Origin of the sequence: Chitinophaga sp. CB10, from assembly GCA_001870995.2 — a bacterium.
In the GTDB taxonomy this organism is placed as follows: domain Bacteria; phylum Bacteroidota; class Bacteroidia; order Chitinophagales; family Chitinophagaceae; genus Chitinophaga.
Map to the genome: position 1 here is coordinate 52,384 of MLAV02000011.1, position 17,536 is coordinate 69,919.

Here is a 17,536-nt window from a genome sequence, read left to right on the forward strand (position 1 = left end):
CATTAACAATCATATTACAATTGATCCGGATATCATCAGGCTGCTGTTAGTCGAACGACTGGTTGCCGGATCTGGCCATTTTAACGAGTGTTTCGAACTGTTCAGCTGTAAGATCGCTGAAGAAGAAGTACACCGGGTCAACTTTGGTTCCGTTTTTAATGACCTCGTAGTGGCAGTGAGGTCCGGTGGATTTACCGGTGCTGCCTACCCATCCGAGTACGTCCCCGCGCTTAACGGCCTGGCCGGCTCTTACCTTCATGCGGAGCATGTGCCCGTAGAGGGTTTTATAACCGTAGCCATGGCGTACGACCACGTGGTTACCGTAGCCTACGTCGCTCATACTGGCCTCTTCCACCACGCCGTTGCCGGTAGCGTAGATCGGCGTACCGCTGGGCGCCGCGAAATCGAGCCCGGAGTGATATTTCATCATTTTATAGATAGGATCGATGCGGTATCCGAAACCGGAGGCGATGTGTTTGAGGTCCTTATTGGATACAGGCTGGATGGCCGGAATGGCCGCCAGCATCTCCTGTTTGTTCTTAACCAGTTTATCTATTTCATCGAAGGACTTTTCCTGAGCCTTGATGCGGTTGGTAATTTCGTTGAGCAGTACCGATGTGGAAGCGATGATTTCACTGCTGGCGAAAGATTGCAGCTGCGCCGCTTCTTCATCCGCTGCCACCTTGCCCATGCGCGTACTGTCCGGGATAGGCTCCGCTTCAAATATCACACGGTAAATGTCGTTATCTCTTTCTTCCAGCGCCGTCAGCTTGGTTCTTACCTCCTTCATACGGCCCTGGAGGGCTTCGTAGCGCTCTTTCATGGCGTCGAGGTCGCGCTGCAGCAGCTTTTCCTTCGGGGACGCAAAAAAGCGGTAGGCAAAGGAGAGAAAGATTGCCCCGGTAACAATGGCCGCCGAAACAAAACCAAGGATGCGCAGCACCTTCACCCGCAGGGATACTACGAGCTTCTCATATTTTAAAGTTTGCGTATTGTAGAAATATTTAACCTTCTTCATTGCACCAATGGTGTACGTTTCTTACCACAGCTATACGCTGCGACAGCCGATTTTATTACACTAGAGTTCAAACGGATGAATAAATTGGCATATTTTGCTGCCCTTCCCTTAACTTTTTTACCGGCCAGGCTATCCTGTTTTGAATAATCCTACAGGTTTCAATATTTTTGCACTCCCTGTTTCACGACGGGAAATAAGGCGCACAAACCTACTGTAATTAGATTAAAACATCAACCTTTTGATGTTCAAATTTATAACTAGTTGATATACAGACGCGAGTCTGGCGCTGGCCAACATAGCAATAAGATATAAAATATATATTAATTCGCATCAATATTTTATGACAGCATCCGAAATAAGACAGCAATTCCTGGACTTTTTTGCGTCAAAAGGGCACACCATCGTGCCATCTGCCCCTATCGTACTGAAAGACGATCCGACCTTAATGTTCACCAACGCGGGTATGAACCAGTTTAAAGACTACTTCCTCGGCAATAAGGTACCGGCGCACAGCAGGGTGGCAGATACGCAAAAGTGCCTCCGCGTGAGCGGCAAGCACAACGACCTGGAAGAAGTAGGTATCGATACCTACCACCACACCATGTTTGAGATGCTGGGCAACTGGAGCTTTGGCGACTACTTCAAGAAAGAAGCCATCGCCTGGAGCTGGGAACTGTTGACCGAAGTGTACAAAATACCGGTGGATCGTTTATACGTAACCGTATTTGAAGGTGATGCGAGCGAAAACCTGCCAAAAGACCAGGAAGCCTTTGACTTCTGGAAACAACATATCGCGGAAGACCGCATCCTCCTTGGCAACAAGAAGGACAACTTCTGGGAAATGGGCGATACCGGCCCTTGCGGTCCCTGCTCTGAAATTCATGTGGACTGCCGCCCGGACAACGAGAGGCAGGCCATCGACGGGAAAACCCTCGTCAACAACGACCACCCGCAGGTGATCGAGATCTGGAACAACGTATTCATGCAGTTCAACCGCATGAAAGACAAATCCCTCGTGCCGCTGCCGGCCAAACACGTGGATACCGGCATGGGCCTCGAGCGCCTCGTACGTGTACTGCAGGGCAAATCCTCCAACTACGATACCGACCTTTTCATGGGTACCATCCATACCACCGAAAAGCTCACCGGTAAAATCTATAAAGGCACTGATTCCAAGTCGGACATCGCTTTCCGCGTAATCGCCGACCATATCCGGGCCATCTCCTTCACCATCGCCGACGGGCAGCTGCCATCCAACACCGGCGCCGGCTACGTCATCCGCCGCATCCTCCGCAGGGCGGTGAGGTATTACTTCTCCTTCCTGGATGTGAAAAAGCCGCTGCTGGCCGAACTGGTGCCCGTACTGGCCGCACAGTTCTCCCACGTTTTCCCTGAACTGGAAAAACAGGTGGACTTCGTGAAGAAAGTGGTGTTTGAGGAAGAAAGCAACTTCCTGCGTACGCTCGACAGCGGTATCCGCCGCATTGAGGACTTTATGCAGCAGGCAGCCGCTAAAGCCATCGACGGCCAGACCGCCTTTGAACTGTACGATACCTACGGCTTCCCGTTTGACCTCACCAGCCTGATCGCTGCGGAGAACAAATTCTCCGTAGACGAAAAAGGCTTCGAAGCTGCCATGCAGCAACAGAAAGAACGCTCCCGCGCCGCTACCAAGCTGGATACCAGCGACTGGGTAGTGCTGGACGAAACGCCGGACGTGATCTTCGTGGGCTACGAAAACCTGGAAGCCAATACCAAATTGCTGAAATACCGCAGCGTTAACGCAAAAGGAAAAGAGCAGTACCAGCTGGTGCTGAGCAAAACGCCTTTCTATGCTGAAAGCGGCGGACAGGTAGGCGATACCGGTATCCTCTACTTCGATGAGGAGATCATTCACGTGACCGATACGAAGAAAGAGAACAACCTGATCATTCACTTTACCGATAAGCTGCCGGCTAACCCTGCAGCCCATGTGAAAGCAGTAGTGGCAAAAGAGAAACGCCGCGATACTGCCCGCCACCACTCCGCCACCCACCTCCTGCACGCCGCCCTGCGCCAGGTACTCGGTACCCACGTTGCGCAGAAAGGCTCCCTGGTGAATGCAGAAGGCCTGCGGTTCGACTTCTCCCACTTCGCCAAAGTAACGGATGAAGAGCTGGCGCAGATCGAAAACATCGTCAACGAAAAAATCCGCGCCAACATACCGGTGGTGATCAAGGAACTGCCGAAGGAAGAAGCCCTGCAACTCGGCGCCATGGCCCTCTTCGGCGAAAAATACGGGGATGTGGTACGCGTAGTGATCATGGACCCTGCCTATAGCGTGGAGCTTTGCGGTGGTACCCACGTAGGCGCTACCGGCGAACTCGGTTTATTCAAATTCGTATCCGAAGGCGCAGTGGCCGCAGGCGTACGCCGCGTGGAAGCCGTAACCGGCGCGGAAGCCCTGGCATTCGTCAACAACCAGCTCCAGCAACTGAAAGAGGTGAAAGCCGCCCTGAAAAATCCGAAAGAGATTGTAAAGGCCGCTGAAACGCTGGTGCAGGACAAAGCCGCCCTGGAAAAACAGGTGGAAGCCCTGGAAGCGGAGAAAGTACGCCAGCTGGGGAATGAGCTGAAATCCAAAATACAGACCATCAACGGTATCAACTTCCTGGGACAGGTAGTAAGCGTGAACAACGCGGAAGGCCTGAAACAACTGGCTACCCAGCTGCGGACAGACCTGCCGGACCACCTGCTCGTATTTGCGGCCAACATCGGCGGCAAAGCAAGCGTGGCGCTGGCTATCGACGAAAGCCTGGTTGCCGGCAAAGGCTGGGAAGCGCCCAAGCTGATCAAAGAACACGTGGCTCCGCTGATCAAAGGCGGCGGCGGCGGTCAAAAGTCCTTTGCTACCGCAGGCGGACAGGAAACCGACAAGCTGGACCTCGTCATCAAAGCAATCCAGCAGATCATCAACTGATTTTAACATTTACCTTATAATGCAGGGCGGGCGCTTCTTACGCGCCCGCCCTGCGTGTTTTTAGCCGTATGAATCCGCCAGGCCGCCGGTTTTAACTTTTCCTTAGTGTACCCGCTTATTAAATTTGCTGGCGTATATTAAATTTAAACAGATCAGCATATGAGCAAGTTACTGCAAACATTATCCATTGCAGGTTTCACCTGCTTCAGCCTCTTGACTGGCAGCGTACAGGCGCAACAGTCAAAAGACAAGCTGGGAGAATTTGATGAAATTATTATCAAGCGCAAAGGCAACAGCGACGGTAAGGTAACCGTGGAGATCAAAAACGGAGAAGTATTCGTGGACGGTCAGAAAGTTGATAATTATAACAACCCGGATATCTCCGTATTCAGGCGCAAAGTAACGCCGGTGGATGGTAATACGCTCGGCATGAGCGGCAGCAGCCTGCCGTCCATGAACGGATTTAATTTCTTTAATGATGACGATGCCGGGGAAGGCGACGCCCCGGAAGTATTCAACATCAAACCGAATAAAGCCTTACTGGGCGTAATCACCGAAAAGGAAGAAGCTGCCGGCGTTACGGTAAAATCCGTATCTCCGAACAGCCCCGCGGCAAAAGCCGGCATTAAACCCGGCGACGTCATTACCCGCATCGACGCCAGGAAGATTTCAGAACCTAAAGAGTTGTATGAAACCATCGGCACTTATGACCCGGGCGACAAAATAACGGTGACGTACACACGTAACAAAAAAGAAACCCAGGCTACCGTTACCCTCGATGAGCGTAAAGAGCAGGGCGGCATGGGCCTGATGATGCCATCGCCGGACCGCAACCGCGGGTTCTTTAACTTCCAGCGGCCGGATTTGGGGGATAACTTCTTCTTCCGCGGCGGCAGCAGCGTTCGTTTAGGCTTGCAGGTAGAGGATACCGAAGACGGTAAAGGCGCTAAGGTGACTGATGTGGAAGAAGGATCTGCTGCGGAAAAGGCAGGATTCAGGAACGATGACATCGTGACGGAATTCGGCGGAACTACTGTAAAATCAGCCCGCGACGTAGCCAATGCCTACCGTGCGAACCAGCAGCGATCAAATATAACTGCAAAGGTTATACGAAATGGCGCTACGGAAACGTTAGAGGTGAAAATTCCAAAGAAAATTAACAAGGTTAATTTATAGTGTGCAAAGGGAAGGCTGCCGGTTGGCAGCCTTTTCTGATTTATGGAGGGTTACATAATCTTCTTCAGTAACTTTAGTTTGTTGCCAAATGGCGGGTACTTTTTTCCGATTTATGAAGGGTTACATAATCTTCTTCAGCAACTTTAACTTATTGCCAAACGGCGGGTACTTCGTCGGCACATCCAGCCAGGTCCCGGTTTTCAACACGCTCTTCGGATGCGTAAACGTTTCAAAACTGTACCGCCCGTGGTATTGCCCCATACCGCTATAGCCCGTACCTCCAAACGGCATTTCAGGATTGGTTAAATGCACCAGCGCATTGTTGATGCAGCCGCCGCCAAACCGTACCTGCTCTATCAACGCCCTTTCCGTTTTCTTACTTTTTGTAAATACATACAACGCCAGCGGATATGGCAGCTTGCGGATGGCCCCTATCGCCTCTTCCAGCGTATTAAACGGCAGTATCGGCAGCACCGGGCCAAAGATTTCTTCCTGCATCACCGGCGCATCCCAGGTCACATCCGTCAGCAGGGTAGGGGCAATGTACTTGCTGTTACGGTCCGTTTGGCCGCCATGCGCAATATGCCCCTGTTGCAGGTACCTGGCCACGGCGTCAAAGCGCCTTTCGTTGATCATCCGGGCGTAATCCGCACTGGCTGCAGGGTCCTCGCCAAAAAACTCGCGGACAGCCTGTATAAGCGCATCCGTAAACGCCGCTTTTACCTTTTCATGCACCAGTACATAATCCGGCGCAACGCAGGTTTGGCCGGCGTTCCAGAATTTCCCCCATGCTATGCGTTTAGCCGCCACCGTTATATTCACCTTTTCATCCACCACGCAGGGGGATTTACCGCCCAGTTCCAGCGTTACAGGCGTCAGGTGCGGCACGGCCATCTCCATAATCTTTTTGCCCACCGGCGTGCTGCCGGTAAAAAACACATGGTCAAACCGGTAGGACATCAGCAGGGGAATCACCTCCGCTCCATCTCCCTCCACCACGGCAATATACGCCGGATCAAACGTTTCCTTTATCAGGCTGGCCAGCAGGGCAGAGGTAGCCGGCGCCAGCTCGGAAGGCTTCAGGATCACGCAGTTGCCCCCGGCAATAGCGCCCAGCAACGGGCTGAGCAAGAGCATGAAAGGGTAGTTCCACGGCGCTATGATCAGGGTAAGCCCCAGCGGCTCCCGGTACACCCGGCTGCTGCTCGGGTAGGTAACCAGCGGACTGGTAACCACTTCCGGCTGCATCCAGCCTTTCAGATGTTCCAGGATATAATTGATCTCTTCATATAAAAATCCCACCTCGCTGGAATAGGCTTCCAGCGGGTGCTTGTGCAAATCCTGGTGTAATGCGTCCAGGATGCGGGCCTCATACTGCTCAATCGCCTTTTTCAGCCGCTTCAGCTGGGTTTTCCGGAAATTATACGGCAGGGTAGCACCCGATTCAAAATATGCCTGCTGCGCCTCATATAACTGTCCCGCCTGGGTATTGCTGATCATAGGGATGAATTTAAACTGTTTGATATAGCCGAATTTACCATTTTCCGGGCAGGAAATTGCCCGAAAACACAGCATTATTTGAATATATTTGCGTTAATCAGCAAGCAATTTTAGTGGTGATTTGCTTTCGATTTTATTTTATTGGAATTTTTAAAATGTCACCTCTTGGATTACAGTAAATACGAAACCGTGATTGGGCTTGAAGTTCACGCCCAGCTGCTGACGGAAAGCAAACTATTCTGCAGCGACAGTGCCGCATTCGGGGGAGCCCCCAATACCCATATCAGTCCGATTACCATGGCGCATCCGGGTACTTTGCCCCGCATGAATAAAAAAGCGGCCGAATATGCCATAAAACTCGGCCTGGCCTGTCATTGCGAAATAGAGAAGGACAACTACTTCGCACGCAAAAACTACTTTTACCCTGATCTCCCCAAGGGATACCAGGTTTCCCAACATACAGCGCCTATCTGCAACGGCGGATACGTACGTATCACCACGGAAGCGGGTACACGCGATATTAAACTGAACCGCATTCACCTCGAGGAGGATGCGGGCAAACTCCTGCACGACCAGGACCCGGCCTACAGCTATGTGGACCTGAACCGCGCCGGCGTGCCCCTCGTGGAAATTGTCAGTGAGCCGGACATGCACTCCAGCGAAGAGGCCTATCAGTACCTGACCGAGTTACGCCGCCTCGTTCGTTACCTCGGGGTTTGCGATGGTAATATGGAAGAAGGAAGTATGCGCTGCGACGCCAACATTTCCATCCGCCTGAAAGGCGCCACCACCCTGGGTACCAAAGTGGAGGTTAAAAATATGAACTCCATCCGCAACGTAAAGAGGGCGATCGACCTGGAAGTGAAACGCCAGATCGAACTCCTGGAAACCGGCGGTACTATTGTACAGGAAACAAGGAGCTTCGATGCCGCCACCGGCACATCATTCAGCATGCGTTCCAAGGAAGAAGCCAACGATTACCGCTACTTCCCTGAGCCGGACCTGGCGCCATTCCACCTCAGCGACGATTTCATCAACGCCATCAGGGCCACGCTGCCCGCCTTACCGGAAGAACTGATCCAGAAATACATCACGCAATACAACCTGCCGGAGTACGACGCCCGGGTTATTTGCGACGATAAGTCCACGGCCGATTACTACGAGGCGCTCATTGCCGCCACCAGTCAATACAAAGCGGCCGCCAACTGGCTCCTGGGGCCGGTGAAGTCCTACCTCAACGAAAACGGGACGGACATCGCTGCATTTCCCCTGCAACCCGCTTCCCTGGCCAAATTGATAGCGCTGGTAGACAGTGGCAAAGTGAGTTTCTCCATTGCTTCCTCCCGCATCCTGCCGGAAATGATCAGCCATCCTGCCGAGCCGCTGGAAATCGCCACCAGGCTGAATCTCATCCAGGATACCAATGCCGATAACATCTCGCCTATCATCGACGAAGTGCTGGCCAAATACCCGGATAAGGTAGCCGCTTACCGCGGTGGCAAAAAAGGATTACTGGCACTGTTTGTGGGAGAGGTGATGAAAGCTTCCAAAGGCAAGGCCGATCCGCGCCTCACCAATGAATTACTCGCCGAAAAACTGAAGGGTTAAGGTCAATCCGGTAAATTAACCTAATTTGGGGGCTTGCAGATATGAATTTTAAAAACTGATTGCATGAAAAAATACTTCTTATGGCTGTCTGCCGCCGCTTTCCTCGCAGGATGCGCCGGCCAGCAGCAGGAAAAGGGAGAATTCAAAATTGACGGGCAGTTCACCAACCTGCCTGTAGGACCTGTAGTACTGGAGCAACTCAGCCTCTCCGATATCAAAGTGGTAGACTCCACCAACGTGAAAGATGCCGGCGGCAAATTTACCCTCAAAGGCATGGTGCCTGAACAGGGCCTTTACCGCATCCGCTTCAGCAATGGCAAGTTCATCATCCTCTCCCTGGATGCAGGCGATATGAAACTGGAAGGCGACCTCGATAACCTCGATAAACTGAAAGTGGATGGTTCCGAACCAACAGCGGAACTGCACCAGTTCCTGGCCAGCATCAGCAAGCAATCCATCGCGCTGACGGAAGAAATGCGCACCCTGGATAGCCTCCACAGCGTTAAAACGCCGGACAGTGTGCTCCATCCTAAAGTAGAAGAGCTGCAACGTAAGGAGAAGGAATTCGAAGAATACTTCTTCATTACTGCCGATAAAACCAAATACCCTGCGAATGCGGTATTTGCGATCAGCCAGGTGCGCGATGCCGGCGAAATCCTTGCCCACAGGCAGGTACTCACCAATATGCAGAAGCGCTTCCCTGAAAATACGCTGGTGAAAAGCCTCGTAGGTAAAATCGATGAACTGGAAAAAGCCCAGGGCGCCGGCGGCGATGCAGCCGGTGGTGAAGAACCGTCTATCGCAGTGAAGATCGGCGATACGGCTACCGATTTCACCCTGCCTGACCCGAACGGGAAAATGGTGAGCCTGAGTTCATTCCGCGGAAAGTATGTCCTGGTGGACTTCTGGGCCAGCTGGTGCGGACCTTGCCGGGCTGAGAATCCGAACGTGGTAAAAGCTTTCCAACAGTATAAAAACAAAAACTTCACGATCCTCGGCGTTTCGCTGGACAAAGAGAAGAAGAACTGGACGGACGCTATCCAGCAGGATGGCCTGGCCTGGACGCAGGTGAGCGACCTGAAATTCTGGGAGTCCGCCGTGGTAAATACCTTTGGCATCAATGCGATCCCTGCTAATTTCCTGATCGATCCGCAGGGTAAGATTATCGCGGCCAACCTTCGCGGTCCCGCGCTGGAAGCCAAGTTGAAAGAGGTGTTAAAATAATTTTTTTAGAGAGAAAGATTTAAGCTCCCGGTGGATAAATCCATCGGGAGTTTTTTTATTGCGCGGGGGCCATGCCGTTGTCGACCGTGTACCGCTAATGCGTTGAACAAACAAGAAGGGTGTACCCGATGGAGAGGTACACCCTTACTTGTTTACTGATTATTATCTATCAATTCACTACAGGAAATAGTGTAATCATTAGTAACCAGGGTTTTGAGCTGCTTTCAATGTAGGATTGGAAGCGGTTTCTGTAGCAGGGAAAGGCCACAGGAAACGGTAATCCGTATAGTCGATAGCCTTGATACCGGAAGGAATTACCTTGCCGCTGCCGGCTACATAATCAGCACCACTGGAGGCGAGTACGCTTGGATCAACTTTGGCAGGGATGCCTGGGATACCGTATTTGGCATCTTTGGCAAGGCGGTGGATATCCGGCCAGCGGCGACCTTCAGCCAGGAACTCAACACGGCGCTCATTCAGGATGGCGGCAGTCATGTCGGTAATACCCGGGTTAACGTCTGGCAGGTAACCTGCGCTACCTTTTTCGTTGGATCTGTTGTGTACGAATTTATACAGGTCATAAGCCTTTGCAGTATTGCCGGTGCGGGCATATGCTTCAGCAGCGTTCAGCAGTACTTCTGCATAACGGATGATTGGCGCCCAGTCGCCTTTGTTGGCATACTCGGTGTACTTACCTGTAAAGTAGATGCGTTTGGTCGTTTTGGTAGAATCCTGCAGGATCAGCAGCTTACGGCGTGCATCGTTAACAGGCCAGAAGGTGGCATTGTAGATGTTTGGACTGATGGATACCAGGCCACGGCCGGAGGAAGTGGATGGGCCAAACATCTGCGCCAGCGCACCATTCACGTCGCCGTTGGCGGCAACGCTGTTCGCGATGGAGAAGATGGATTCTACGTTGCTGCTGTAGGAAGTAAATACAGTAGCAGGATTTGGCGTCAGCTCATACGCGTTGATCGGACTTTTTGGAACATCGAGGTTAGCGCCCAGCTTGGCTGCTTCGGCAATCACCCCATTCCAGTCGCCCATATGTTGCTTAATCCTTGTTTTTAAAGCGATAGCAGCGCCTTTGTTGGCTTTGGAGATAGCATTACCGGTACCATTCGCTTCCGCAAAATCCAGGTCAGCCAGCATTTGCGTATAGTCTTCCGCAACGGTGCCTCTTCCCATTTTCAGGTTTTCCTGCACTTTCGCCACGGTGTTGGTAGCAAGGGTACGATAAGGTACGCCAGGCTGGCTGCCATTACCGTCTGCATAAGGGCGGCAGAAGTGGATCACCAGTTCGTGGTGAGCCAGGGCGCGCAGGAATCTTGCCTGTGCTTCCAGCTGTAAACCTTTGGTTTCAGTGATCACTTTGCTGCTTACAGCGCCTTTAACTCCTTCGATAAAGGCGTTTGCCTGGTTGATCAGGGAGTAAAGGTTCACCCACATGGCCACGTTGTTGGCAGAGGTGGTAGAGTATTGTGATTTGTAAGTGATTTCGTAGAAGGTAGCCAGGTTCACCATGTCCTCGCCACGCATCTCATCCTGTTCGATGGCAGCAGCCCCGAAAGGATAACCACGGCCGCTGTAGCTATCGTTATAACTACCTACCGTAGCAGTGTTGTACACGCCATTAAGGGCGAGTTCAATCGATGCGGAGTCGGCAAACACCTGTTTTTCATCCACCTGGTTCAGCGGAGTGATTTCTGTGAACTTTTTGCAGGAGGTCAGTGCAGCCGCCACCAGTAACCCTGCTGCCAGCGCCTTTCCTACAGTCCGGCTATATTGAGATTTAAATACGTTCATCATAATTATTTTTTTTCACAAGATTACAGACCAATGTTAATACCAAGAGTATAAGTACGAGGAACCGGAGAAGTGTTATAATCCAAACCAGGTTCGATGTTACCAGCCTGACCGGAAACGTTCAGGTTCAGCTCAGGATCCACACCTTTGTATTTTGTGATTACGAAAGCATTTTGCACCTGTGCGTAGATACGAACGCTGCTCAGTTTGATATGCGTCAGCAGATCTTTAGGCAGGTTGTAACCCAGGCCTATGTTCTGTGCGCGGATGAAGTCGCCGTTTTCCAGGAAGCGGCTGTTCAGGTTACCGTTCTGCAGAATGAAGTTGTCGGAACCCTGGTATAATTTAGGCACAGAAGTTACCTGGCCGGCAGTAGTCCATCTGTCGAGGATTTCTTTACCGTTGTTCTGGAACTTCTGGTTGTTCAGCGTTTCCTGGCGGGTTACGTTGTACACTTTGTTACCGCCTGCAAAGGAGAAGAAGATATTGAAATCAAAACCTTTGTAGGTAACGGTGTTGTTCAAACCGCCATAGTAGGTAGGCGTAGATCTGCCGAGGAACTGTTTGTCAGTGGCAGTCAGTGCAGGAGCCGCCTGTGAAATGTCATCCGGTTTGGATGGATCATATTTTCTGTAGTCTGCAGTAGGGAAGTTACCCTGAACGATGGAGCCGTCAGCTTTTACCCACAGCGGGTTACCGTTTGCGGGGTTTACGCCGGCAGATACATAACCGTAGAACTCACCGATAGAACGGCCAACGCTGGTAACGTTGTAGTTCTTCACGATGTCCTGGTTGTTAACGAGCGCCTGTACCTTGTTGCGAACGAAGGTTACGTTAGCGGAAGTGGTCCAGGTAAATTTACCGTTGTCAATGTTGGTAGAAGTAACGGTGAACTCGTAACCCTGGTTGTACATTTTACCTACGTTCAGGCTGATCTGGTTAGGAGCGCCTGCGCTTGGAACACCGAGGGATGGCGCTACCGGTGCGGACAATACCATGTTATCGATGTTGTTTCTGAAGTAGTCAGCAGTAACAGTGATACGATCGCGCAGCAAGCCCAGATCCAGACCCAGGTTCACTTTTTTACTGGTTTCGAAAGTCAGGTCAGGGTTGTACACGTTGTTGTACACCAGGCCGCCCACAGTACCGTAAACAGCGGCTTTGTAAGAACCTACGTATGGATACGCGCCAATGTCTACGTTACCTACTTTCGCCCAACCGCCACGGATTTTCACGTTGCTGAATACATGGCTGATAGCGCCTTCCTTGAAGAAGCTCTCTTCAGACAGTCTCCAACCAGCGGAGATGCCTGGCAGGTTAGCATCCTGTTTGCCCGGAGGCAGGGAAGAGATCGCATCTCTACGGAAAGTTCCGGATAAGATATAACGGTCAGCATAAGAGTAGGAAACCCTTGCGAAGCTTGATTTGAAAGCTCTTTCAACAATACCGCCACCGGATTTTTGAGTAGTGTAACTGTTGGAGATCAGGTTATTTTCACCAAAGAATGGGCTGCTCAGGCCATTGGCAGAACCCCAGAAATATCTTTCTCTGCTTTTCTGGAATTCCAGACCCACTACCGCATTCACGTTGCTCTTACCGAAAGTCCTGTTATAGGAGAGGGTGTTAGCCCAGTTGTAGCGGAAGCTTGGGATTTGTTGTTGGAATACATAACCACCGGAAGATTTACCATCGCCGTGGATTGGGTTCCAGTATTGGTAGTCCTCACCGCTCAGCAGGTTAATACCCAGCTGTGTTCTCAGGTTTAAGCCTTTCAGTATCTCTACGTTCGCAAAAGTGTTACCGGTGAAGGTCAGGTTTTTATTGCGGTAGATGTTGTGATCCAGCACATAGCGGATGTTGGTATAGTTGTCTGCAATGGAAGTCAGGTTAGCGCCTTGTCCGAGCAGGTTCGCCTGTTGGTCGATGTTGTAGGTACCATCCGCATTGAATACCGGCACGTTTGGCAGCGCGCGCAGCGCGTTAGGGATGGAGCTGGACAGGCCGGAAGTACCGGAGTTGAAACCATTGTTGGTAATGTGAGATACGGCAGCATTCACACCCAGGGTAACAACATCCAGGGCTTTCTGCTCAATCTTCATGCGCAGCTGGTATTTCTTTTGATCGTTACCCACCAGCATACCTTTCATATCACCGTAGTTGAGAGAGAGGTAGTAGTTGGTATTTTCGTTAGCACCACTAACAGAAAGGTTGTGGTTCTGCTGGAAACCGGTGCGGGTAACCTCATCCTGCCAGTCGGTGTCATAGTTGCCGCCAGCCGGGTTAGGCGTAGGTTTTGCCGGTGCGGCTTTACCTGCGTTGGTATATTTTTCGTTTGCAATGGTGATGAATTCATCTGCGTTCAGCAGGTCAAATTTCTTTGACGGGGACGCAGCAGCAAACCATGCATCGTAAGCGATTTTAGCTTTACCTTGTCTACCTTTTTTGGTAGTGATCAGGATCACGCCGTTCGCAGCGCGTGAACCGTAGATAGCCGTAGCGGAACCATCTTTCAGCACTTCCATGCTTTCGATATCATTCGGGTTGATATCACCCAGCGGGTTGGCAGGCGTTACGCCGGATTGGTCGCCGGTGATGATCGGCATTCCGTCTACTACATACAGCGGATCAGTACCGGAGCTCAGGGAGTTTGTACCGCGGATACGGATACGTGCAGGCTGACCTAACACGCCGCTGGCAACAGTAGCCTGTACACCCGCTACCTGACCAGCCAGCTGGCGGTCAACCGCAGGAGCTGCCGTGTTTTTCAGCGATGCTCCGTTGATAGATGCGATAGAAGCTGTTACGTTTTTACGCTCCTGCGTACCGTAACCTACTACCACTACTTCGCTCAGCGCTTTCTGGTCGCCTTCCAGCAGTACGTTAACGTTTACTTTGTTGGCCACATTTACTTTCTGCAGCATGTAACCCACAAAAGAGAATTCCAGTGTGGAAACTTTACCGTCAACGGTAATTTTATATTCACCTGTAGAAGTGGTGAGCGTACCGATGTTGGTACCAGGGATTTTTACAGTAACGCCAGGAAGAGCGGAGCCGTCTTTCGCGTCGATTACCTTACCTGTGATCGTTCTGGATTGCGCCAGTGCCTGGAAGACACTGAGGACTGCAAGCAGCCATAGGAATAATCCTTTCTTCATAAGCAATTTTGATTAGACAATAAAAAGTAAAACTTTAGTAGTTGGTTGATGTATAGGCATGACATACCCGTCAGACACCTTGCATGTCTTTTTTTTGTTACTGTCACCAAATACAATATCATGTAATTGTAACCCTGGTGCTACAGCGGGTTACCTTAAAAAAACTAAACAAGCAATCTATTTTACCATCGCGTTTCCTTAACAGTGATTAATTTTAACTGCGTTCAAATTCGGTTGAAATAATAATCTTTCTAGCTATAATTTTTCCGTTTACTCATCAGTGCTGTACACGGACTGCAGCACTTCACAAGCTGTTTTCCATTAGTGTCCCCTGTCTTTTTTTTAGCATTTAAAAAGAATAAGCAAGACTTGCGTCCGGCTTTCAGGGATTTGGTTGCCATAAAATTCTGGAATAATCGTTGGCGATTCGTGTCCTCATAAGCATTAAGGCTACTACTGAACTATTCCTCTATAAGCAATTAGATTTCGAACATCAAAGGAGTACCATCTCGCAATGATCAAACAAATATAATGTAAATGGTTTTGTATTCCCTAACATTTTAGTGGGAAAATTTTAACATTATTTAACCTAAGGAAATGTTAAGATATTAATGATTGACAACGAATTAATTAAGAAGAGTGGTTTTCCGTGGAAAAGCCTTAACAGGCCCACATATGCAATATTTTTATAATTAAAATAGAAATCCCGGCCGCGAAAATCGCGACCGGGATAATTTAATGAACCTTATTTTGATGGTCCGTTTATATCCTCTTTATCCATACCAACGATGGATTGGAGCCCGGCATTGCATAAGCATTGCTGCTATATGGCGTTATTGCCTGCATATCCCCATTGGCATCTATATAGAATGGGAAAGCTTTAATTAAAGTGCCGTCTGGCAATGTCATGTCAGCACCTACTTCGATATATTCATCCTTTACCAGCTGGGCAGGATCTATACCGAACCATTCAATTAACTGAGCACCTGTGATGGTGATGTTTTTGACTGGCAGAGTTACGTTTGCCTGAATCAGGTGTGTATGCTGATAATCACCATCGTAGGCTGCATAGATATCAACTTTCGTAGCTTTCAAAGCATTCGGAAAGTAATAGTCCAGGTCAAATGTAGCCGTAAAGGTGGTGATATTATTCAGATTTGCACTACCTGCAGTCTGAGTAAACTTCGGCAGTACTCCCTCGCGGATATTCTCTGGTAATTTTGGATTATCGTTCTTGCGGCAGGAACCTAATACACAGACCGCAAGAAGCATTAATATCAATGTTACTGGATTCTTCATACTTACAATTTTTAATGCTTGAATACTGCAGCTTATTTATCCCAAAATACAGGATAGGAATCAGGTTGTTTTTGAGCCGGAGCGTTTCTGTTTACGTTTAATTCATCTGCTGGCCATGGCAGTGACAACGGGTATCTTCTTCCAAGCACAACCCTCACAGAAGGTTGGTCTTTACCTCCCAGCGTTGGATCACCCAAAAGCGGTGGCTGATATCTACCACTAGGAGCCTGACTGGGGTCGTTAGGATCGAACAGGATCGGATAACCTGTGCGGCGATAATCAGTATATTGATCACAACTGAAGCCATAGCTTTGAATCCATTTCTGGGTCATAATGATCTCCAGCTTCTTTGCAGTATTTGCAGCGCTATATGCTCCCATAATCTGGTTAATGTAATTAGTTACAGCGGCGGAACCTTCCAGCTTTGGAATATTCTGTCCTTTGTTGGCTTTTCCAGCTACATAGTCAACCTGTTTGAAAGATTCCTCGATTGCTTTCTTCAGGGTTGCTCCACCGTCATCTGGAATTAATCCGACATTCATACATTCTGCCTTCAGGAACAAAATGTCCGCATAGGTAAGCAGCCTCAAAGGAGCCGCACCAGTGGCGCTGCTGGAGGAAACGCCTCTGATATTAGTCTGAGCCGTCTTATCGTAATTTTTATAGTTATCATCATAACGGCCTCCAACAGGATAAATACCGAAAACAGTAATACTGTTATCATTTGACCTGTCTCTGTTAGGTCCTACTGAACCAAAGAGAATAGAAACAAACGCACTATCACGATAATCAGTGTTACCGATACCAGCAGCAGTAGTATCAGTAGTCTTAATCTGATTATAGAAGTAATAAGGAATACGTGGATCTTCAATGCCGGTAAATAACCTTGGATTATAACCTTTAAGGATTGAATAGAACCATGGGCTCACGTAGTGGGAGCGCTGTGTAGCGTAGTAATCGTTAAAACCAGGATTCCTGTCATCCGGAGAGTTACTCGGACCATAAGGCATCATGAAGCTCTCATCCAATTTACTGATAAGATCACCATTAAACAGCGTATTCACATCCGCTGATACATCTTTAATCAAACGTTGCTGAACCAGCAATTTCAATTTGATACTTTTTGCCAGACGAGTCCATTTTTTAACGTCCCCGCCATAAAAAAGATCATCTAAATCAGGTACCAGTGAATTTGTAGCTGTAGCTGACAGGTTATTCAATGCGGTATCCAACATCTTTAACAGTTCAGGATATATATCCTGCCCCTTGTCAAATTTTGGATATCCATTCTTGGTAAGATAAAACTGATTAGCTTCTGTATAAGGAACATCAGCAAAAATATCCACCATTTGGCTAAGGCCGTATGCTTTGAGGATTCGGCCCACGCCGGCAAATATCAGATTATCTTCTGCTTCTGCCTGGCGAATCATCACGTTCGTATTCTCCAGGAACCCGCTGTACCCGAACCCATTCGATTGGGCACTATAAAATTGCGTCCAGGCATTATTGATGTCGAACTGGTCACCCTGCGCATTATATTGATCCTGTGATTCACGCACCGTTACCTGGTGCATGTACACGGACAATACTTCGGTGAATCCCACCGCACCTCGGCCTTGGTTACTGAAACCCATGGCATACGCCAGCCCTTGCTCATTTGCAGTAAGCATTTGGCTTAGCGTTGCTGTGGACGGGTTATTAGGGTCTTTATTTATGTCCAGGAAACCTTTTTTACAGCCAGCTGCCATCAAAAGACCACCTAACAGTATTATGGAAATTCTTTTCATCGAT

The 17,536-nt window shown here is 49.6% G+C and carries 10 protein-coding genes; 4 read left to right on the forward strand and 6 right to left on the reverse strand.

Annotated elements, in window-relative coordinates; all coding sequences use genetic code 11:
* Window positions 1-46: 46 nt before the first annotated feature.
* Window positions 47-1,018: a M23 family metallopeptidase gene (locus BOC67_RS16315; RefSeq protein ID WP_291911687.1), complete on the reverse strand. Its 972-nt coding sequence runs from the start codon at window positions 1,016-1,018 to the stop codon at window positions 47-49.
* A 340-nt stretch (window positions 1,019-1,358) separates the two neighbouring features.
* On the opposite strand from BOC67_RS16315, the gene alaS reads away from it, so the two are divergent.
* Together alaS and BOC67_RS16325 are read left to right on the forward strand one after the other, a co-directional pair.
* The gene (gene alaS / locus BOC67_RS16320; RefSeq protein WP_291911689.1) at window positions 1,359-3,977 is read left to right on the forward strand and encodes an alanine--tRNA ligase; all 2,619 of its coding nucleotides are present in this window, start codon (window positions 1,359-1,361) and stop codon (window positions 3,975-3,977) included.
* 159 nt (window positions 3,978-4,136) lie between these two features.
* Window positions 4,137-5,153, forward strand: a complete 1,017-nt coding sequence (locus BOC67_RS16325; RefSeq protein WP_291911690.1) for a PDZ domain-containing protein — start codon at window positions 4,137-4,139, stop codon at window positions 5,151-5,153.
* Window positions 5,154-5,273: 120 nt separating this feature from the next.
* Here the strand turns inward: BOC67_RS16325 and BOC67_RS16330 are convergent, their stop codons facing one another.
* The gene (locus BOC67_RS16330) at window positions 5,274-6,653 is read right to left on the reverse strand and encodes an aldehyde dehydrogenase (RefSeq protein ID WP_291911691.1); all 1,380 of its coding nucleotides are present in this window, start codon (window positions 6,651-6,653) and stop codon (window positions 5,274-5,276) included.
* 165 nt (window positions 6,654-6,818) lie between these two features.
* Here BOC67_RS16330 and gatB point away from each other — a divergent pair, with 165 nt between their 5' ends.
* Both gatB and BOC67_RS16340 read left to right on the forward strand, forming a co-directional pair.
* A complete protein-coding gene (gatB, locus tag BOC67_RS16335; protein ID WP_291911692.1) occupies window positions 6,819-8,261 on the forward strand; it encodes an Asp-tRNA(Asn)/Glu-tRNA(Gln) amidotransferase subunit GatB in 1,443 nt (480 codons plus the stop codon).
* A 63-nt stretch (window positions 8,262-8,324) separates the two neighbouring features.
* Window positions 8,325-9,485: a TlpA disulfide reductase family protein gene (locus BOC67_RS16340; RefSeq protein ID WP_291911693.1), complete on the forward strand. Its 1,161-nt coding sequence runs from the start codon at window positions 8,325-8,327 to the stop codon at window positions 9,483-9,485.
* 198 nt (window positions 9,486-9,683) lie between these two features.
* On the opposite strand, the gene BOC67_RS16345 is transcribed toward BOC67_RS16340, so the two are convergent.
* The 4 genes from BOC67_RS16345 to BOC67_RS16360 form a co-directional block, all read right to left on the reverse strand.
* Window positions 9,684-11,294 (reverse strand): RagB/SusD family nutrient uptake outer membrane protein, encoded by a 1,611-nt coding sequence (locus BOC67_RS16345; RefSeq protein WP_291911694.1) that lies wholly within the window; start codon window positions 11,292-11,294, stop codon window positions 9,684-9,686.
* A gap of 20 nt (window positions 11,295-11,314) precedes the next feature.
* Window positions 11,315-14,446: a TonB-dependent receptor gene (locus BOC67_RS16350; RefSeq protein ID WP_291911695.1), complete on the reverse strand. Its 3,132-nt coding sequence runs from the start codon at window positions 14,444-14,446 to the stop codon at window positions 11,315-11,317.
* Between the two features lie 762 nt (window positions 14,447-15,208).
* On the reverse strand, window positions 15,209-15,745 hold the full coding sequence (locus BOC67_RS16355; protein ID WP_291911696.1) for a hypothetical protein: 537 nt from the start codon (window positions 15,743-15,745) through the stop codon (window positions 15,209-15,211).
* A gap of 32 nt (window positions 15,746-15,777) precedes the next feature.
* A complete protein-coding gene (locus BOC67_RS16360; RefSeq protein ID WP_291911697.1) occupies window positions 15,778-17,532 on the reverse strand; it encodes a SusD/RagB family nutrient-binding outer membrane lipoprotein in 1,755 nt (584 codons plus the stop codon).
* Window positions 17,533-17,536 lie beyond the last annotated feature (4 nt).

Coding starts and splice junctions, on each gene's coding strand:
- BOC67_RS16345 (WP_291911694.1), bottom strand. CDS start 11,294: ATGATGAACGTATTTAAATCTCAATATAGCCGGACTGTAGGAAAGGCG.
- BOC67_RS16315 (WP_291911687.1), bottom strand. CDS start 1,018: ATGAAGAAGGTTAAATATTTCTACAATACGCAAACTTTAAAATATGAG.
- BOC67_RS16340 (WP_291911693.1), top strand. CDS start 8,325: ATGAAAAAATACTTCTTATGGCTGTCTGCCGCCGCTTTCCTCGCAGGA.
- BOC67_RS16360 (WP_291911697.1), bottom strand. CDS start 17,532: ATGAAAAGAATTTCCATAATACTGTTAGGTGGTCTTTTGATGGCAGCT.
- BOC67_RS16355 (WP_291911696.1), bottom strand. CDS start 15,745: ATGAAGAATCCAGTAACATTGATATTAATGCTTCTTGCGGTCTGTGTA.
- BOC67_RS16330 (WP_291911691.1), bottom strand. CDS start 6,653: ATGATCAGCAATACCCAGGCGGGACAGTTATATGAGGCGCAGCAGGCA.
- BOC67_RS16350 (WP_291911695.1), bottom strand. CDS start 14,446: ATGAAGAAAGGATTATTCCTATGGCTGCTTGCAGTCCTCAGTGTCTTC.
- alaS (WP_291911689.1), top strand. CDS start 1,359: ATGACAGCATCCGAAATAAGACAGCAATTCCTGGACTTTTTTGCGTCA.
- BOC67_RS16325 (WP_291911690.1), top strand. CDS start 4,137: ATGAGCAAGTTACTGCAAACATTATCCATTGCAGGTTTCACCTGCTTC.